13 protein-coding genes are annotated in these 15686 nt (G+C 37.1%); 12 read left to right on the top strand and 1 reads right to left on the bottom strand.

The features are described from left to right. The first annotated feature begins 6 nt into the window (after window positions 1–6). The 10 genes from cysI to FH144_RS00530 all read left to right on the top strand — a co-directional run bounded on the left by cysI (window position 7) and on the right by FH144_RS00530 (window position 11253). A complete protein-coding gene (gene cysI / locus FH144_RS00575; RefSeq protein ID WP_242313209.1) occupies window positions 7–1728 on the top strand; it encodes an assimilatory sulfite reductase (NADPH) hemoprotein subunit in 1722 nt (573 codons plus the stop codon). Between the two features lie 34 nt (window positions 1729–1762). Continuing rightward, entirely contained in the window at window positions 1763–2530 is a 768-nt protein-coding gene (gene cobA / locus FH144_RS00570) for a uroporphyrinogen-III C-methyltransferase (protein ID WP_242313207.1), read from the top strand. Window positions 2531–2566: 36 nt separating this feature from the next. After that, window positions 2567–3202, top strand: a complete 636-nt coding sequence (locus FH144_RS00565) for an NAD(P)-binding protein (protein WP_242313205.1) — start codon at window positions 2567–2569, stop codon at window positions 3200–3202. After that, window positions 3199–4074: a sulfite exporter TauE/SafE family protein gene (locus FH144_RS00560; RefSeq protein WP_242313203.1), complete on the top strand. Its 876-nt coding sequence runs from the start codon at window positions 3199–3201 to the stop codon at window positions 4072–4074. Before FH144_RS00565 ends, FH144_RS00560 begins: the two co-directional genes overlap by 4 nt. Window positions 4075–4120: 46 nt before the next feature. Next, on the top strand, window positions 4121–5299 hold the full coding sequence (sat, locus tag FH144_RS00555) for a sulfate adenylyltransferase (RefSeq protein ID WP_242313200.1): 1179 nt from the start codon (window positions 4121–4123) through the stop codon (window positions 5297–5299). Window positions 5300–5315: 16 nt separating this feature from the next. After that, window positions 5316–5915, top strand: a complete 600-nt coding sequence (gene cysC, locus FH144_RS00550) for an adenylyl-sulfate kinase (RefSeq protein ID WP_242313198.1) — start codon at window positions 5316–5318, stop codon at window positions 5913–5915. Between the two features lie 486 nt (window positions 5916–6401). Then, complete coding sequence (locus tag FH144_RS00545; RefSeq protein WP_242313196.1) at window positions 6402–7190, top strand: CHAP domain-containing protein; 789 nt, start codon at window positions 6402–6404, stop codon at window positions 7188–7190. Window positions 7191–7461: 271 nt separating this feature from the next. Then, window positions 7462–7725, top strand: a complete 264-nt coding sequence (locus FH144_RS00540) for a hypothetical protein (RefSeq protein WP_107507028.1) — start codon at window positions 7462–7464, stop codon at window positions 7723–7725. A gap of 249 nt (window positions 7726–7974) precedes the next feature. Next, the gene (locus FH144_RS00535) at window positions 7975–9267 is read left to right on the top strand and encodes an anaerobic C4-dicarboxylate transporter family protein (RefSeq protein ID WP_242313194.1); all 1293 of its coding nucleotides are present in this window, start codon (window positions 7975–7977) and stop codon (window positions 9265–9267) included. Between the two features lie 363 nt (window positions 9268–9630). After that, window positions 9631–11253 (top strand): BCCT family transporter, encoded by a 1623-nt coding sequence (locus FH144_RS00530; protein ID WP_242313193.1) that lies wholly within the window; start codon window positions 9631–9633, stop codon window positions 11251–11253. A gap of 93 nt (window positions 11254–11346) precedes the next feature. Here FH144_RS00530 and cudC read toward each other — a convergent pair whose 3' ends face one another. Further along, window positions 11347–11901, bottom strand: a complete 555-nt coding sequence (gene cudC / locus FH144_RS00525) for a choline uptake/conversion transcriptional regulator CudC (RefSeq protein ID WP_242313192.1) — start codon at window positions 11899–11901, stop codon at window positions 11347–11349. A gap of 260 nt (window positions 11902–12161) precedes the next feature. On the opposite strand from cudC, the gene betB reads away from it, so the two are divergent. Both betB and betA read left to right on the top strand, forming a co-directional pair. Further along, entirely contained in the window at window positions 12162–13652 is a 1491-nt protein-coding gene (gene betB / locus FH144_RS00520) for a betaine-aldehyde dehydrogenase (protein WP_242313191.1), read from the top strand. A gap of 268 nt (window positions 13653–13920) precedes the next feature. After that, a complete protein-coding gene (gene betA, locus FH144_RS00515; protein ID WP_107507032.1) occupies window positions 13921–15627 on the top strand; it encodes a choline dehydrogenase in 1707 nt (568 codons plus the stop codon). The last annotated feature ends 59 nt before the right edge of the window (window positions 15628–15686 follow it).

Genomic DNA, 15686 nt, shown 5'->3' with positions numbered 1-15686 from the left:
TACTTAATGGCTAAATCAAACAAGCAAATTTCAGATGAATTAGACCACAAACTTGACGCTTTAGAATATATAAAAGATGAGAGTAACTATTTACGTGGCACAATCGAAGAAGGATTGGCATACCCATTGACAGGTGCCATCTCAGATGATGACACGAAACTATTAAAGTTCCACGGTAGTTACCAACAAGATGATAGAGATTTACGTGACGAACGTCGTAAACAAAAGCTTGAACCGGCATATAGCTTTATGATTCGTGTCCGTCTACCAGGCGGTAAAGCCACACCGGAACAATGGATTGCGATGGACGATATTTCAAACAAATACGCAAATCATACTTTGAAATTAACGACACGCCAGACCTTCCAGTTCCACGGCATTTTAAAAAGAAATTTAAAAACATCAATGAAAAAAATCAATGACTCAGTACTTGATACGATTGCGGCATGTGGGGACGTTAACCGTAATACAATGTGTAACCCTAACCCGTACCAATCAAGTATTCATAAAGAAATTAATGACTATGCGACGGCAATAAGTAATCATTTACTACCACAAACACATGCATATCATGAAATTTGGCTAGACGGTGAAAAGGTACTCGATTCTTCAGAAGAAGTAGAACCAATGTACGGTAAGAAATATTTACCACGTAAGTTCAAAATCGGTATCGCCGTGCCACCAACCAACGATATTGACGTCTACTCTCAAGATATCGGTTTAATCGGCATCATTGAAGATGACCAGTTAGTCGGTTTCAATGTAACAATCGGTGGCGGTATGGGTATGACCCATGGTAATACTGATACCTACCCTCAAGTTGGGCGCTTAGCTGGATTTATTCCTAAAGATAAAGTAGTAGATGTTTGTGAAAAGATATTAACGATTCAACGCGACTACGGCAATCGTGAGAATCGTAAGAATGCACGTTTCAAATACACGGTCGATCGTTTAGGTGTTGAAAAGGTAGTCGAAGAACTCAATTCACGATTGGGTTGGGACATTCAAGAGGCAAGAGACTTCGAATTCGAACATAACGGCGATCGTCTAGGCTGGATTGAAAGTGAAGAAGGCATTTGGAATTACACTTTATTTATCCAAAATGGACGTGTCAAAGATACAGAAGATTATAAATTAAAAACGGCATTGCGAGAAATCGCAGAAACACATACGGGCGACTTCAGATTATCTCCAAATCAAAACTTAATTATCGCAAATGTAGTTCCTGAAAAGAAAGATGAAATACAAGGTCTTATCGACCAATACGGTTTAACAGACGGTAAGAACTATACCGGCTTAAGAAGAAATTCTATGGCATGTGTCGCATTTCCAACATGTGGTCTAGCCATGGCTGAATCAGAACGATATCTTCCTTCACTTATTTCAAAGATTGAAGATTTATTAGATGAAGCAGGTGTTAACGATGAAGATATTACGATTCGTATGACAGGTTGTCCTAATGGATGTGCGAGACCAGCATTAGCTGAAATTGCCTTTATCGGTAAAGCACCTGGTAAATACAACATGTATTTAGGTGGTGGCTTTAAAGGCGACCGTTTAAACAAACTATATAAGGAAAATATTGGCGAACAAGAAATTCTTGAAAGTTTACGACCAATTTTAATTGATTATGGTAAAGAACGCCTTGAAGGTGAACACTTTGGTGACTTTGTTATCCGTTCAGGTGTCGTAGCTAAAGTTCATGGCGGTCAAGATTTCCATAGTTAACATTAAAAAGAAGTCAATAAAGTGGGGTGACAAGATGGGGAAAGTGTATCTCGTAGGAGCAGGACCTGGAGATCCTGATTTATTAACAATTAAAGGCTTGAAAGCTATCAAAGCTGCCGACGTTATTCTATATGATCGTTTGGTCAACAAAGACATCTTAGACCTAGCTGAACCATCAACAAGATTCTTCTACTGTGGTAAAGATCCTAATAAGCATTCCTTGCCACAAGAGGAAACCAATCGAATGTTGGTAAGTTTGGCTAAAAAAGGCCATGTTGTCACTCGTTTAAAAGGTGGCGACCCATTCGTCTTCGGAAGAAGCGGAGAAGAAGCGGAAATCTTAGCACAACATCAAATCCCGTTTGAAATTGTGCCAGGAGTCACGTCAGGCATCGCCGCCCCTGCGTATGCAGGTATTCCGGTAACACATAGAGATTATAGTTCTTCAGTAGCGTTTGTAACGGCTGTAAATAAGCCAGGCATGTCGAAAGAAGCATATTGGCAACATTTAGCACAGGGGCCAGAAACGTTATGTATCTATATGGGCGTTAAACGATTAGCCGAAATTTGCGAATTATTAGTGCGACACGGTAAAGGCATTGATACACCCGTAGCATTAGTTCATCTAGGAACAACAGATGCGCAAAAGACGGTAGTTGGCACATTAGGTAATATTGTTACACGCGCTTCAGAAATTAAAAACCCAGCAATGATTGTTGTTGGCGATGTGGTTCACATGCGTCAAAAGATCAGCTGGTTTAAAGAACAAGTTGCAGATTCTACCTTAGTGAATAAAGTGTAAGAGACTGACACATTAGAACATAAAGGGAGGAACGATATGAGTAGTATGCCACTTATGATTGATTTAAATGATAAACAGATTGTCATTGTTGGTGGCGGAAAAGTAGCTACCCGACGCGCAACGACATTAGTTGAATATTGTTCCCATGTTCATATTGTTAGTCCAACTCTCACTACAGAATTACAGAATTTACTAGAAAATGGACGTCTCACATGGAGTGAAAAGCAATTCGAACCACAAGATATCAAGCGTGCGTATTTAGTAGTGATTGCCACGGATCAACCCGAGGTCAATGATTACGTCAAAGCATGTTTGCCTCATGGTACATTGCTTAACCATGCTGCAGATGCACATGCAGGAGATGTCACTTTTCCTAGTATTTTAAAACGGGGACGATTAACGATCAGTGTCTCAACCAATGGTGCTAGTCCGAAATTAGGTTCCCAAATTATATCAACCTTAAATGACATGTATGACGACAACTATGAAACGTATATTGAATTTTTATATCAAAGTAGACAGTATATTAAAGCATTAGCAATTGAGCCATCTAGAAAGCAACGCCTGTTACAACAAATTGTGTCTGACGAATATTTAGATGAAGATAAACAACTTGAATTCATGCGATGGCTCCAATCACAAGCTGAGGATAAGGGGTCATGTGATATATGAGAAAATTATTTATATTTGCATTAGCTGGATTTTTAGCCCAACTTGTTGATGGTTCACTCGGAATGGGTTTCGGTGCTTCATCATCATCTATATTATTGACGTATGGTATTGCACCTGCCATTGTATCGGCAACCGTGCACTTTTCAGAAATAGCTACTACGGCAGCGTCAGGGACATCACACTGGAAATTCGAAAATGTACATAAACCTACTATGTTAAAGTTGGCAATTCCAGGAGCAATTAGTGGTTTTATAGGCGCAGGTTTACTCACTCAAATACATGGCGAGTATATTAAACCGTATATTGCATTGTTTTTACTCTCAATGGGCGTCTATATTTTATATCAATTTTTATTCAAGCGTAAAAAGGAAATTCATACGCATATTGGTAAGGTTAGCGGCGTTAAGCTTGTACCTCAAGGCGCGATTGCAGGTTTCTTAGATGCGATTGGTGGCGGAGGATGGGGCCCAGTAAATACGCCATTATTATTAGCTAGCCATAAAATTCAACCACGCTATGCGATTGGTACAGTGTCGGCCAGTGAATTCTTTGTTACGTTATCAACATCACTTAGTTTTATTATCTTCTTAGGTATTACACAAATTAATTGGTGGTTTGTCATTGCGCTAAGCATCGGGGGTATGGTAGCTGCACCTATTTCAGCCTATTTAACGAAAGTATTACCGATAAATATTTTAGCTATTTGTGTAGGTGGATTAATTATCTTTACCAATAGCAATGCTTTAATGACTTATTTTGTGAAAGACGATGTCATTACTAATATCGTAAGATTTGCGATTATTTGTGCAATTGTGATTTTAGTGATAATTACAGTCATTCGAAACAAGAAATTATCTTTTTCTTACAAATAAAACCGAGTAAACAAATCAAATTAATTGGAAAAGGGGTTATCAAATTATGGCAACACATGAAGAGATTATTCATAACACAATTAAACCACACGGAGGGGAACTTATTAATCGAGTCGTAGAAGGTGCCGAACGTGAACGCTTAATTGAAGCAGCACAATCTTATAAGTCACTCACTTTAAATCCATGGGCGATTTCCGATTTAGAATTAATCGGTATCGGTGGATTTAGTCCACTAACTGGGTTTATGGGAGAAGCCGACTATATTAAAGTTGTCGAAGATACACATCTGGAAAATGGTTTAGTGTGGAGTATACCTATTACGTTACCCGTCACAGAAGACGAAGCGGATAACTTAGACATTAATGACGACATTGCCCTTTATGGCGAAGACGGAGAATTATACGGCATATTAAAACTTGAAGAAAAGTACACGTATGACAAAGAAAAAGAAGCTAAAAATGTATATGGCACTATAGATGAAGCTCATCCAGGCGTTAAGAAAGTCTATGAGAAAGGCAATGTTTATTTAGCAGGACCTATCCAATTACTTAATCGTCCTAAACATGATGAATTCACAGATTATCATTTAGATCCGGCAGAAACACGTCAATTATTCCATGATATTGGTTGGAAGACGGTTGTCGGTTTCCAAACGCGTAATCCAGTTCACCGTGCACATGAATATATTCAAAAATCTGCATTAGAAATTGTAGATGGCTTATTACTTAATCCTTTAGTAGGTGAAACGAAAGCTGATGATATTCCAGCCGATGTACGTATGGAAAGTTATCAAGCGATTCTAAATAATTATTTCCCTGAAGATAGAGCGCGCCTAGTTATTTATCCTGCCGCTATGCGCTATGCCGGTCCACGTGAAGCGATTCTGCATGCGACAGTCCGCAAAAACTATGGTTGTACCCACTTTATTGTCGGACGTGATCACGCAGGCGTAGGCGATTACTATGGCACGTATGAAGCACAAGACCTTATTTCTCAATTTGAAGATGAATTAGATATTCAAATCTTGAAATTTGAACATGCATTTTATTGTAAAAAATGTGGCAACATGGCTACGGCTAAAACTTGCCCACATGATGCATCTGAACATGTGCATTTAAGTGGTACAAAAGTAAGAGAAAAATTACGTAATGGTGAATCTTTACCAACTGAATTTTCAAGACCAGAAGTAGCAGAAGTGTTAATCAAAGGTTTACAACAAAATTAAGTCGGGGGTATAAGAGATGAGTCAATCTAGTCATATTACATGGCACGATTCTGAAGTAACGAAAGCAGATAGACAACAACAGAATGGTCATAAGAGTGTAGTTATTTGGTTTACAGGTTTATCTGGTTCAGGTAAGTCGACGGTATCCGTAGCTCTTGAAAAAGCTCTGTTTGAACAAGGTAAACATTCGTATCGTCTAGATGGCGACAATGTACGCCATGGATTAAATAAGAATTTGGGATTTAGCCCAGAAGATCGTAAGGAAAATATTCGTCGTATTGGCGAAATTAGTAAACTATTAGTGGATGCTGGAACAATTGAGATCACTGCATTTATCTCGCCTTATAGACAAGACAGAGATGATGTACGTGCCATATTGGAAGAAGGCGAATTTATCGAAGTCTATACGGAATGTAGTGTTGAAGAGTGTGAGAAACGTGACCCAAAAGGCCTTTATGAAAAAGCACGTTCAGGCGAAATTAAAGAATTTACTGGTATTAGTGCACCTTATGAAGCGCCAAATCATCCAGAAATTACTATTAATACAGAACAACAAAGCGTAGAAGCATCAGTTGAACACATTCTTAACTATTTAAAAGAAAAACAATATATATAGAAATAAAAAGGGAGCGACGACAAAAACCTTTGAAAAGACATTAGGTTTCTGTCGTCGCTCCTAACTTTTTATATAAACTCCATTTATATAGAAGTAATTGGATAATGTAAAAGCACGATTATAAGAAATATTAACCACTTTCTAAGCTTCTTCGTTTCCCGATTCACATGAAATAAAACATAATTTCAATTATCAGATATATTACAGTCATTGTAATGATAAAAATCAATAAACAGATATAAACGCTGACATAGAAGTCTTTTAGTGTCTGTAAAATTCTGTTGCGTTCATTACAAAACACGTCCGATTATTATGATTCATTTACAAACACATGAAAAGCCCCACAAACCCTTGTTAGTTTGTTAAAGTATGTCTTGTCGTTATTTAGCGAGAAAAAATTAAGTCAAAGAGACTAAGAAATTAAATTAAACTACAGATAGCCACGAGATAAAATTTTGTTCAAACTTTATAGGAGGATTTTTAATTATGAAAAAAATCGCAACAGCTACAATCGCAACAGCAGGGATCGCAACATTCGGACTGGCACATCACGACGCAGAGGCAGCTGAAAACAACGGATACAACCCGAACGATTCACAATCATACAGCTACACTTATACAATCGACCAACAAGGTAACTACCATTACGATTGGAAAGGTAACTGGAACCCATCTCAAGCTCAACAAGGTGGACAACAAAATAGTGGCAATCAAGCAGTAAACAATACACAATCAAACAATAATTATAACTACAACTACAGTTATAATAATGCGCAAGAAACTACAAATACTAATTCAAATAATAATACTCAATCATATACTGCAAACAACAGTAATAACAATGGTGGCGGCTTAGGTGCAAGCTATTCAACATCAGACCGTAACGTTAAAGTAACAACTCAACATGCGCCAACTACACAATCATCTACAAAAGCATTTGCAGGTAAATCAAGTTCAGGTGCTAACCTTTACACTGCAGGTCAATGTACGTATTACGTATATGGCAAAGTAGGCAGCATTGGTAATACTTGGGGCAACGCTAACAACTGGGCAAACGCAGCAGCTCAAGCTGGTTACTCAGTAAACAACTCACCTAAAGCTGGTGCCGTAATGCAAACATCTCAAGGTGCTTATGGTCACGTAGCATACGTAGAGAACGTTAACAATGACGGTTCAGTAGAAGTTTCTGAAATGAACTATAACGGCGGACCTGGCGTAGTATCAACACGTACTATCTCAGCTAGCCAAGCAAGCTCATACAACTACATTTCATAATTTAAGACAACCATTACCAGGTTGTGAGAGGCTAGGACATTTATATGTAATATAAATGTTTTAGCCTTTTTATTTTGGTAATGCTTAACTGAGATGAAGACGTGTTTAAGCCTCATTTTCTTCAATTCTATCTAACTTTTTTCTTTCAAATGTCATAGCAAGATTCTTCGCAATGTGATTGAAGCCGAAGCAGAACGGGAAATACAATAATAATGAAGCTATACAACAAAGATTATAGTTCACGATTAATGTTGAAGGACGGTGAGTAAATATGACATTTGAAGTAATAAAATGGATTATCATAGGATTAATCGTTGTAGTAACCATTGCCATTATATGTGGACTAATTTGGGGCTCTTTATTAGAAGAGCGCGCATACGATAAACGTTCTAAAAAGAAAAAACAAAAAGAAGAAGAAAGAAATGTACGTATGGCAAGAGGTCATACTGATGATGAAGAAACATATGATGAGTCTGGAAAAGTTGAACTCAAAGACGAGGCAAATAAAGACTATCATAATAAAGATAAGCAATAGATAAATTATAATCCTTTGAAAGTAGTAGGTGACGCCTCACTTTCAAGGGATATTTTTATGCCATTAACTTTATTTGATAATCGTTATCATTTATGATGGTATTATGTGAAGAAATATAGATGTTCACAGATTATATGCATTTAACTTTGTGAATTTTAATCAATTATATACTTTTAACATATTGAAGTGATAAAATAATCTATGTTAAAAAAATCACAATAATTTTCTGAAAAGTTAGGAGCGCTTATCATGCTACTATTTGTAGTAGAAATTATCATAATGATATTGGCCATATTATTAGGATTGCGTACAGCTGGCGCACTAGGATGTGGTATCTTCGCCATTGTGGCACAACTTATTATGATATTCGGCTTTCAACTGCCTCCAGGTTCTGCACCTGTCACTGCAATTTTAATCATCTTATCTATTGGTATCGCTGGCGGTACTTTACAAGCTACAGGTGGAATAGACTACTTAGTCTTTCTTGCTTCTAAAATTATCGAACGATTTCCTAAATCAATTATATTTATCGCCCCAATGATCGTCTTTTTATTTGTATTCGGGGTAGGTACGGCCAATATTGCGCTTTCATTAGAACCGATTATTGCACGTACGGCCGCTAAAGCAAATATTCAACCGAAACGTCCACTAACTGCATCGGTATTAACGGCCAACTTAGCATTACTCTGTAGTCCGGCAGCTTCATCTACGGCTTACCTTATCTCTGTCATGGCAGGCTATGATATTTCAATGGGAAAATATTTAAGTATTGTCTTACCGACCGCTATTATTACGATGTTAATGTTAAGTTTATTTTGTACGTTTGTAGGGCGTAAATCTAGCGTAACTTCAAGCGAAATTGCGCATACACCTGACGTGGATGTAGCGCAGTCATTTTCAACTAAAACGAAACTTGGCGTGCTTTGCTTTCTTCTATGTGTAGCAGGAATTTTGACGTTTGGTGTATTTCCAAATCTTATGCCATCATTTAACGTCGATGGCTCTACAGTGAAAGTGACGATGACGGAAATTGTTCAGTTCTTTATGTATTTAAGCGCTGCTATTAATTTATTAATGTTGAAAATCAATACAAGCGATATTCTATCATCGAATATTGCACAATCTGCTATAGGTGCACTCTTCGCCGTATTAGGGCCAGGTTGGTTAGGCGCAACTGTCTTTAATGCACCGCAAAATTTAAAAATTATACAAAATGATATTGGCAAAACAATACAATCTGTACCTTGGTTAGTGATTGTTCTTGTAGCCATTGTGGCGATGATTGTCATTTCACAAACAGCCACAGCATCTATCATGGTGCCTATTGTAATGAGCATGGGCATTCCACCTATGTACTTTATTGCGATGGTCCAAACGCTCAACGTCAACTTCGTTATTCCGGCGCAACCGACATTGTTATTTGCCGTGAACTTAGACGAAACAGGACGTACGCGACCAACAAGCTTTATTATTCCAGGATTCTTTACAATCATTGTTTCAATTATAGTTGGGTTCTTGATTAAAGCGATATTAGGATATTAAATAGATGAAATTGCCAAACTAGAGAGGAATAACGAAATCAATTGGATTTCGATTCCTCTTTTTTTGTTACTCGAAAAGTAGTTATTTTATAAAAAATAGAAATAAATATAAATTCATATTGTATGTATAAGTATTCAAAATACATGCACTAATAATTTTGTTAAATTCGTTAAGTTTTAATTTAACACTGTTGTTATAGCAATTTTAAAAGCTAAAAAATGTCAGAAATATATAATTATTCAATAATTTACTTACAATATTTTGAATGTAATTTGCATTTTTATTTAATTTTAGATATCGTCAATATGTGAATAAAGTGTGTCAAACCATCTATTGATATAACTATAATGAGGAGGAACACAATTGAAACGTCAAAAGATTATGGATTGGCCAACATTTATAGGGACAGTAGTCGTACTACTCGTTGCGGTGATTCCTATGATGGCTTTTCCAAAAGCTAGTGAAACAGTGATTACTGATATTAACAGTGCAATTTCGAACTCAATAGGTTCTGTATATTTATTTATGGGATTAGCAATTTTATTCTTCGTACTTTACATAGCATTTGGAAGATACGGCAATGTCACATTAGGGAGAGCAAGTGACAAGCCAGAATTCAACAATTTCAGTTGGGCATCAATGTTATTCTGTGCCGGTATCGGATCAGATATTCTATATTGGGGTGTTATTGAGTGGGCATTCTACTACCAAGTTCCACCTAATGGCGCAAAAGGAATGACAGATGAAGCTCTTACATACGCAACGCAATACGGCATGTTCCACTGGGGACCTATTGCCTGGGCAATATATGTTTTACCAGCCTTACCGATTGGCTATTTAGTCTTCGTGAAGAAACAACCAGTCTACAAAATCAGCCAAGCATGTCGTCCGGTATTAAAAGGTCAAACTGATAAATTCTTAGGTAAAGTAGTAGATATTTTATTTATCTTTGGATTATTAGGAGGCGCAGCAACGTCACTTGCCCTTGGTGTACCGATGATTTCTGCCGGCATCGAGAAATTAACAGGTATTGACGGCGAGAATATGGTAGTACGTTCAATTATCCTGTTAACTATAACGGTCATCTTCGCAATCAGTTCTTATACTGGTTTGAAAAAAGGAATCCAAAAACTGAGCGATGTTAACGTATGGCTTTCATTTATTTTATTAGCTTTCGTATTTATTGTAGGGCCAACCGTCTTTATTATGGAAACGACTATTACAGGATTCGGTAATATGTTGAGAGAATTCTTCCATATGGCAACATGGGTTGAACCATTTGGAGGTATTAAAGGACGCAAAGAAACTAACTTTCCACAAGATTGGACAATTTTCTATTGGTCATGGTGGTTAGTATATGCGCCATTTATTGGGTTATTTATCGCCCGTATTTCTAAAGGTCGTCGTTTAAAAGAAGTTATTTTAGGCACAATTATTTATGGTACATTAGGATGTCTATTATTCTTCGGTATCTTTGGTAACTATGCAGTTTATTTACAAATTACAGGTGAATTTAATGTGGTTAATTTCTTAAATTCACATGGTACTGAAGCTACGATTATTGAGGTTATGCATCAATTGCCATTCTCAACATTGATTGTAGTTCTATTCTTAATTTCTGCATTCTTATTCTTAGCTACTACATTTGATTCAGGTTCATACATTTTAGCGGCTGCATCACAAAAGAAAGTCGTTGGCGAACCTTTAAAAGCCAATCGATTATTCTGGGCTTTCGCATTATGTTTATTACCATTCTCACTTATGTTAGTAGGCGGGGAACGGGCGCTCGAGGTATTGAAAACAGCATCTATTCTTGCCAGTGTACCGTTGATAGTAATCTTTATTTTTATGATGATTTCGTTTATTATTACGCTGAATAAAGATCGGATTAAACTAGAAACACGTGCAGATAAACTTAAAGAAATTGAACGACGCTCGCTTCGTATCGTTCAAGTAAAAGAAGACCCAGAAGACGATAATTTATAACAAAAAATAGGAGTAAAGGTGATTTAATTAGTAATCATCTTTACTCCTATTTTTATATCAATATTTTGTATTGTTTGGCTCGCATTTCATCTTTTAGTCGTCATCATCTTCTGGTATAGGATAATGTTCAAATATTTGGCCACTTTCGATAGCGTTGCTTAAGTTGTCTAACCATTTACAGTATTTTTTAGTATGGCCTAACTGAGCTTGGATGTTATCAACTTCAGCCTGTGTTTCGGCGTCTAATTCCACACCTTGAAACGTTTCTTGTAACAGTAACTCAGCCTTTTCAACTGCTTCTAAATTTCTATCTACTTCGCGTTCCCACTTTTGAGTGAAGAAATTACGGAAGAAATTAAAGAAGTTCTTCTCAGCTATGAAGTGTTGTTTTCGGCTACCACGTGTAAATTGTTGTTTTACGATATCGAATTCTTGTAACTTTTTCACGCTTGCACTCATGCTTGGTTTACTCATTTGTAAATGTTCTCGCATTTCATCAAGTGTCATGCTGCCTTCGAAGACCATCGTTCCATATAAGTTACCTACACTTCTATTTGTGCCGTATAAATCCATTGTTTCGCCGATTGAGTTAATAACTAAATCTTTAGCCTCTTCAATCTTTTGGTCGTAGTTCACTGAACGTGCCATCTTGCACCTCCATCACTGCATATTTGTTACTACGAAAAAAACAAACATATGCGTTCATTTTTTCAATTCTCAATCATTATAAAGTGTTTTCTCAAAACTTTCAAAAGTGCGTTACTAGGATGTGTGTTTTTGAGAGTTTTATTTTCAAAAAGAGAAAAACGGGCATGAAGCGTCAAGTTGCAAGGCTATGGAAATTATGCTAATCTAGTTCTGTAAAATTCGTTAAATAAAAATTTAACAAACTTAACGGAGGTCGTTTGATGGAACTTGTAGAAAAATTATCTAATCGTCAATATATCGATGGTGAATGGGTCGAAAGTTCAAATGGAAATACAAGAGAAATTATCAATCCTTATAATCAAGAAGTCATCTTCACAGTAGCAGAAGGTACAGTTGAAGATACTGAGCAAGCTATTTTAGCAGCGCGTCGTGCCTTTGAAGATGGTGAATGGTCATTAGAAACAAGTGAAGTCAGAGGTGAAAAAGTAAGAGCAATCGCTGATAAAATTACAGAGCATCGTGATGAATTAGCTAAATTAGAAACATTAGATACTGGTAAAACATTAGAAGAATCGTATGCAGACATGGATGACATCGCTAATGTTTTCACATATTTTGCAGGGCTTGCAGATAAAGACGGTGGCGAAATCATTAATACGCCAATTCCAAATTCAGAAAGTAAAGTCGTTAAAGAGCCTGTAGGTGTAGTAACTCAAATTACACCATGGAATTATCCATTACTCCAAGCATCATGGAAGATTGCCCCAGCGTTAGCGACAGGTTGTTCACTCGTAATGAAACCAAGTGAAATCACACCATTAACTACTATTCGTGTATTTGAGCTAATGGAAGAAGTTGGCTTCCCTAAAGGTGTAATCAACCTTATATTAAGTAGCGGTGAAGAAGTTGGCGATACATTATCAGGTCACGAAGAAGTTGACTTAGTGTCATTCACAGGCGGTATTGAAACTGGTAAACACATCATGAAAAATGCAGCCAACCACGTAACTAATATTGCATTAGAGCTTGGCGGTAAGAACCCAAATATTATCTTTGATGATGCAGATTTCGAATTAGCAGTAGATCAAGCATTAAACGGTGGTTATTTCCATGCCGGACAAGTTTGTTCAGCAGGTTCACGTATTTTAGTGCATAACGATATTAAAGATAAATTCGAAAAAGCGTTAATCGATCGTGTCGGTAAAATTAAATTAGGTAATGGCTTCGATGATACTACTGAAATGGGACCAGTTATTTCTACTGAACACCGTGAAAAAATCGAAAAATACATGGAAGTAGCTAAAGAAGATGGCGCTACAATCGCAATCGGTGGTAAACGTCCTGACAGAGAAGATTTACAAGATGGTTTATTCTTCGAACCAACAGTAATTACAGACTGTGATACGTCAATGCGTATTGTTCAAGAAGAAGTATTTGGACCAGTTGTAACAGTCGAGGGCTTTGACAGTGAAGAAGAAGCTATCAAATTAGCAAACGATTCAATTTACGGATTAGCTGGTGCAGTATTTACTAAAGATATTGGTAAAGCACAACGTGTAGCTAACAAACTTAAATTAGGTACTGTATGGATTAATGATTTCCATCCTTACTTTGCTCAAGCACCATGGGGTGGTTATAAACAATCAGGCATTGGCCGTGAATTAGGTAAAGAAGGATTAGAAGAGTACTTAATCAGTAAACACATCCTAACAAATACTAACCCAGAACCAGTAAATTTCTTCAGTAAATAAAAGTTTCATGCTAAAAACTATGGGAGCGATACAGAATCTAGCATGAGTAGAGATTTTGCATTCGTATCCCGGTAGAATTGATTGAAAATGGACAATAGCAGGTATTGGCGAATGTTCATTTCAATCATTTACTGCCAAATATAATGCAGTCCAGAACATTTATATGATGTCCCAGACTGCATTTTTCAAATATCATATATGAGCGTATCGAACTTAAATACATTTTAGATAAACATAATTCCATTTTTTAAGGGAGGACGAATTCAACATGAGTAAAAACAAATCATACGATTATGTCATTATCGGTGGCGGTAGTGCCGGTTCTGTATTAGGTAATCGTTTATCAGAAGATAAAGACAAAGAAGTATTGGTATTGGAAGCGGGACGTAGTGATTATCCATGGGATTTATTTATTCAAATGCCAGCTGCATTAATGTTCCCATCAGGTAATAAATTCTATGATTGGATTTATGAAACTGAAGAGGAACCACATATGGGCCGTAAGGTAGACCATGCACGTGGTAAAGTGCTTGGTGGTTCTAGTTCAATTAACGGGATGATTTATCAACGTGGTAACCCAATGGACTATGAAGGATGGGCAGAACCAGAAGGTATGGAAACATGGGACTTTGCTCATTGTTTACCTTATTTCAAACGCTTAGAGAAAACATACGGTGCAGCACCTTATGATAAATTCAGAGGTCATAATGGTCCAATCAAATTAAAACGCGGTCCTGCGACAAATCCTTTATTCAAATCATTCTTTGATGCCGGTGTTGAAGCTGGTTATCACAAAACAAAAGACGTAAATGGTTATAGACAAGAAGGCTTTGGACCTTTTGATAGCCAAGTACATAACGGACGTCGTGTGTCAGCATCAAGAGCTTACTTACATCCTGCAATGAAACGCAAAAACTTAACAGTTAAAACACGTGCGTTTGTCACTGAAATTCACTTTGATGGTAATAAAGCCACAGGTGTTACTTTTAAACGTAATGGAAAACTTCATACAGTAGAAGCTGGCGAAGTTATTTTATCTGGCGGAGCATTTAATACACCTCAATTATTACAATTATCAGGTATCGGTGATGCTGAATTCTTAAAATCTAAAGGTATTGAACCACGTATGCATTTACCAGGTGTAGGTGAGAACTTTGAAGACCACTTAGAAGTGTATATTCAACATAAATGTAAACAACCCGTATCACTTCAACCAAGTCTAGATATTAAACGCATGCCATGGATTGGTCTACAATGGATCTTTGCGCGTAAAGGTGCTGCAGCATCTAACCACTTTGAAGGTGGTGGTTTCGTAAGATCTAATGATCAAGTAGACTATCCAAACTTAATGTTCCACTTCTTACCAATTGCGGTAAGATACGATGGTCAAAGAGCACCAGTTGCTCATGGTTACCAAGTGCATGTTGGCCCAATGTATTCTAATTCACGTGGTAGCTTGAAAATTAAATCAAAAGACCCATTTGAAAAACCAAGCATCGTCTTCAACTATTTATCAACGAAAGAAGATGAACAAGAGTGGGTTGAAGCGATTCGCGTAGCTAGAAATATCTTGTCACAACATGCTATGGATCCATTTAACGGTGGTGAAATTTCACCAGGGCCATCAGTACAAACAGATGAAGAAATTTTAGACTGGGTACGTAAAGATGGCGAAACTGCGCTACATCCTTCATGTAGTGCGAAAATGGGACCTGCCTCTGACCCAATGGCGGTAGTAGACCCATTAACAATGAAAGTACACGGTATGGAAAATTTACGTGTCGTAGATGCATCTGCTATGCCAAGAACTACAAACGGTAATATCCATGCACCTGTCCTTATGCTAGCTGAAAAAGCGGCAGATATTATTCGTGGTAAAGCACCATTAGAACCTCAATATGTAGATTACTATAAACATGGCGTGAGCGATGAAAAAGCCGGCGCTATGGAATTTGATCCATATTATAAACATTAATATCGTATAGCTATCACTAGGCTAGGACATTTATATCATAAGTGTCCTGGCCTTTTATA

The sequence above is a fragment of the Staphylococcus sp. acrmy genome (assembly GCF_022690565.1).
GTDB classification, from domain to species: Bacteria; Bacillota; Bacilli; order Staphylococcales; family Staphylococcaceae; genus Staphylococcus; species Staphylococcus caledonicus.
Note: the sequence above shows the minus strand (reverse complement) of the source record. Positions and strands in the feature narration are given on the sequence as shown.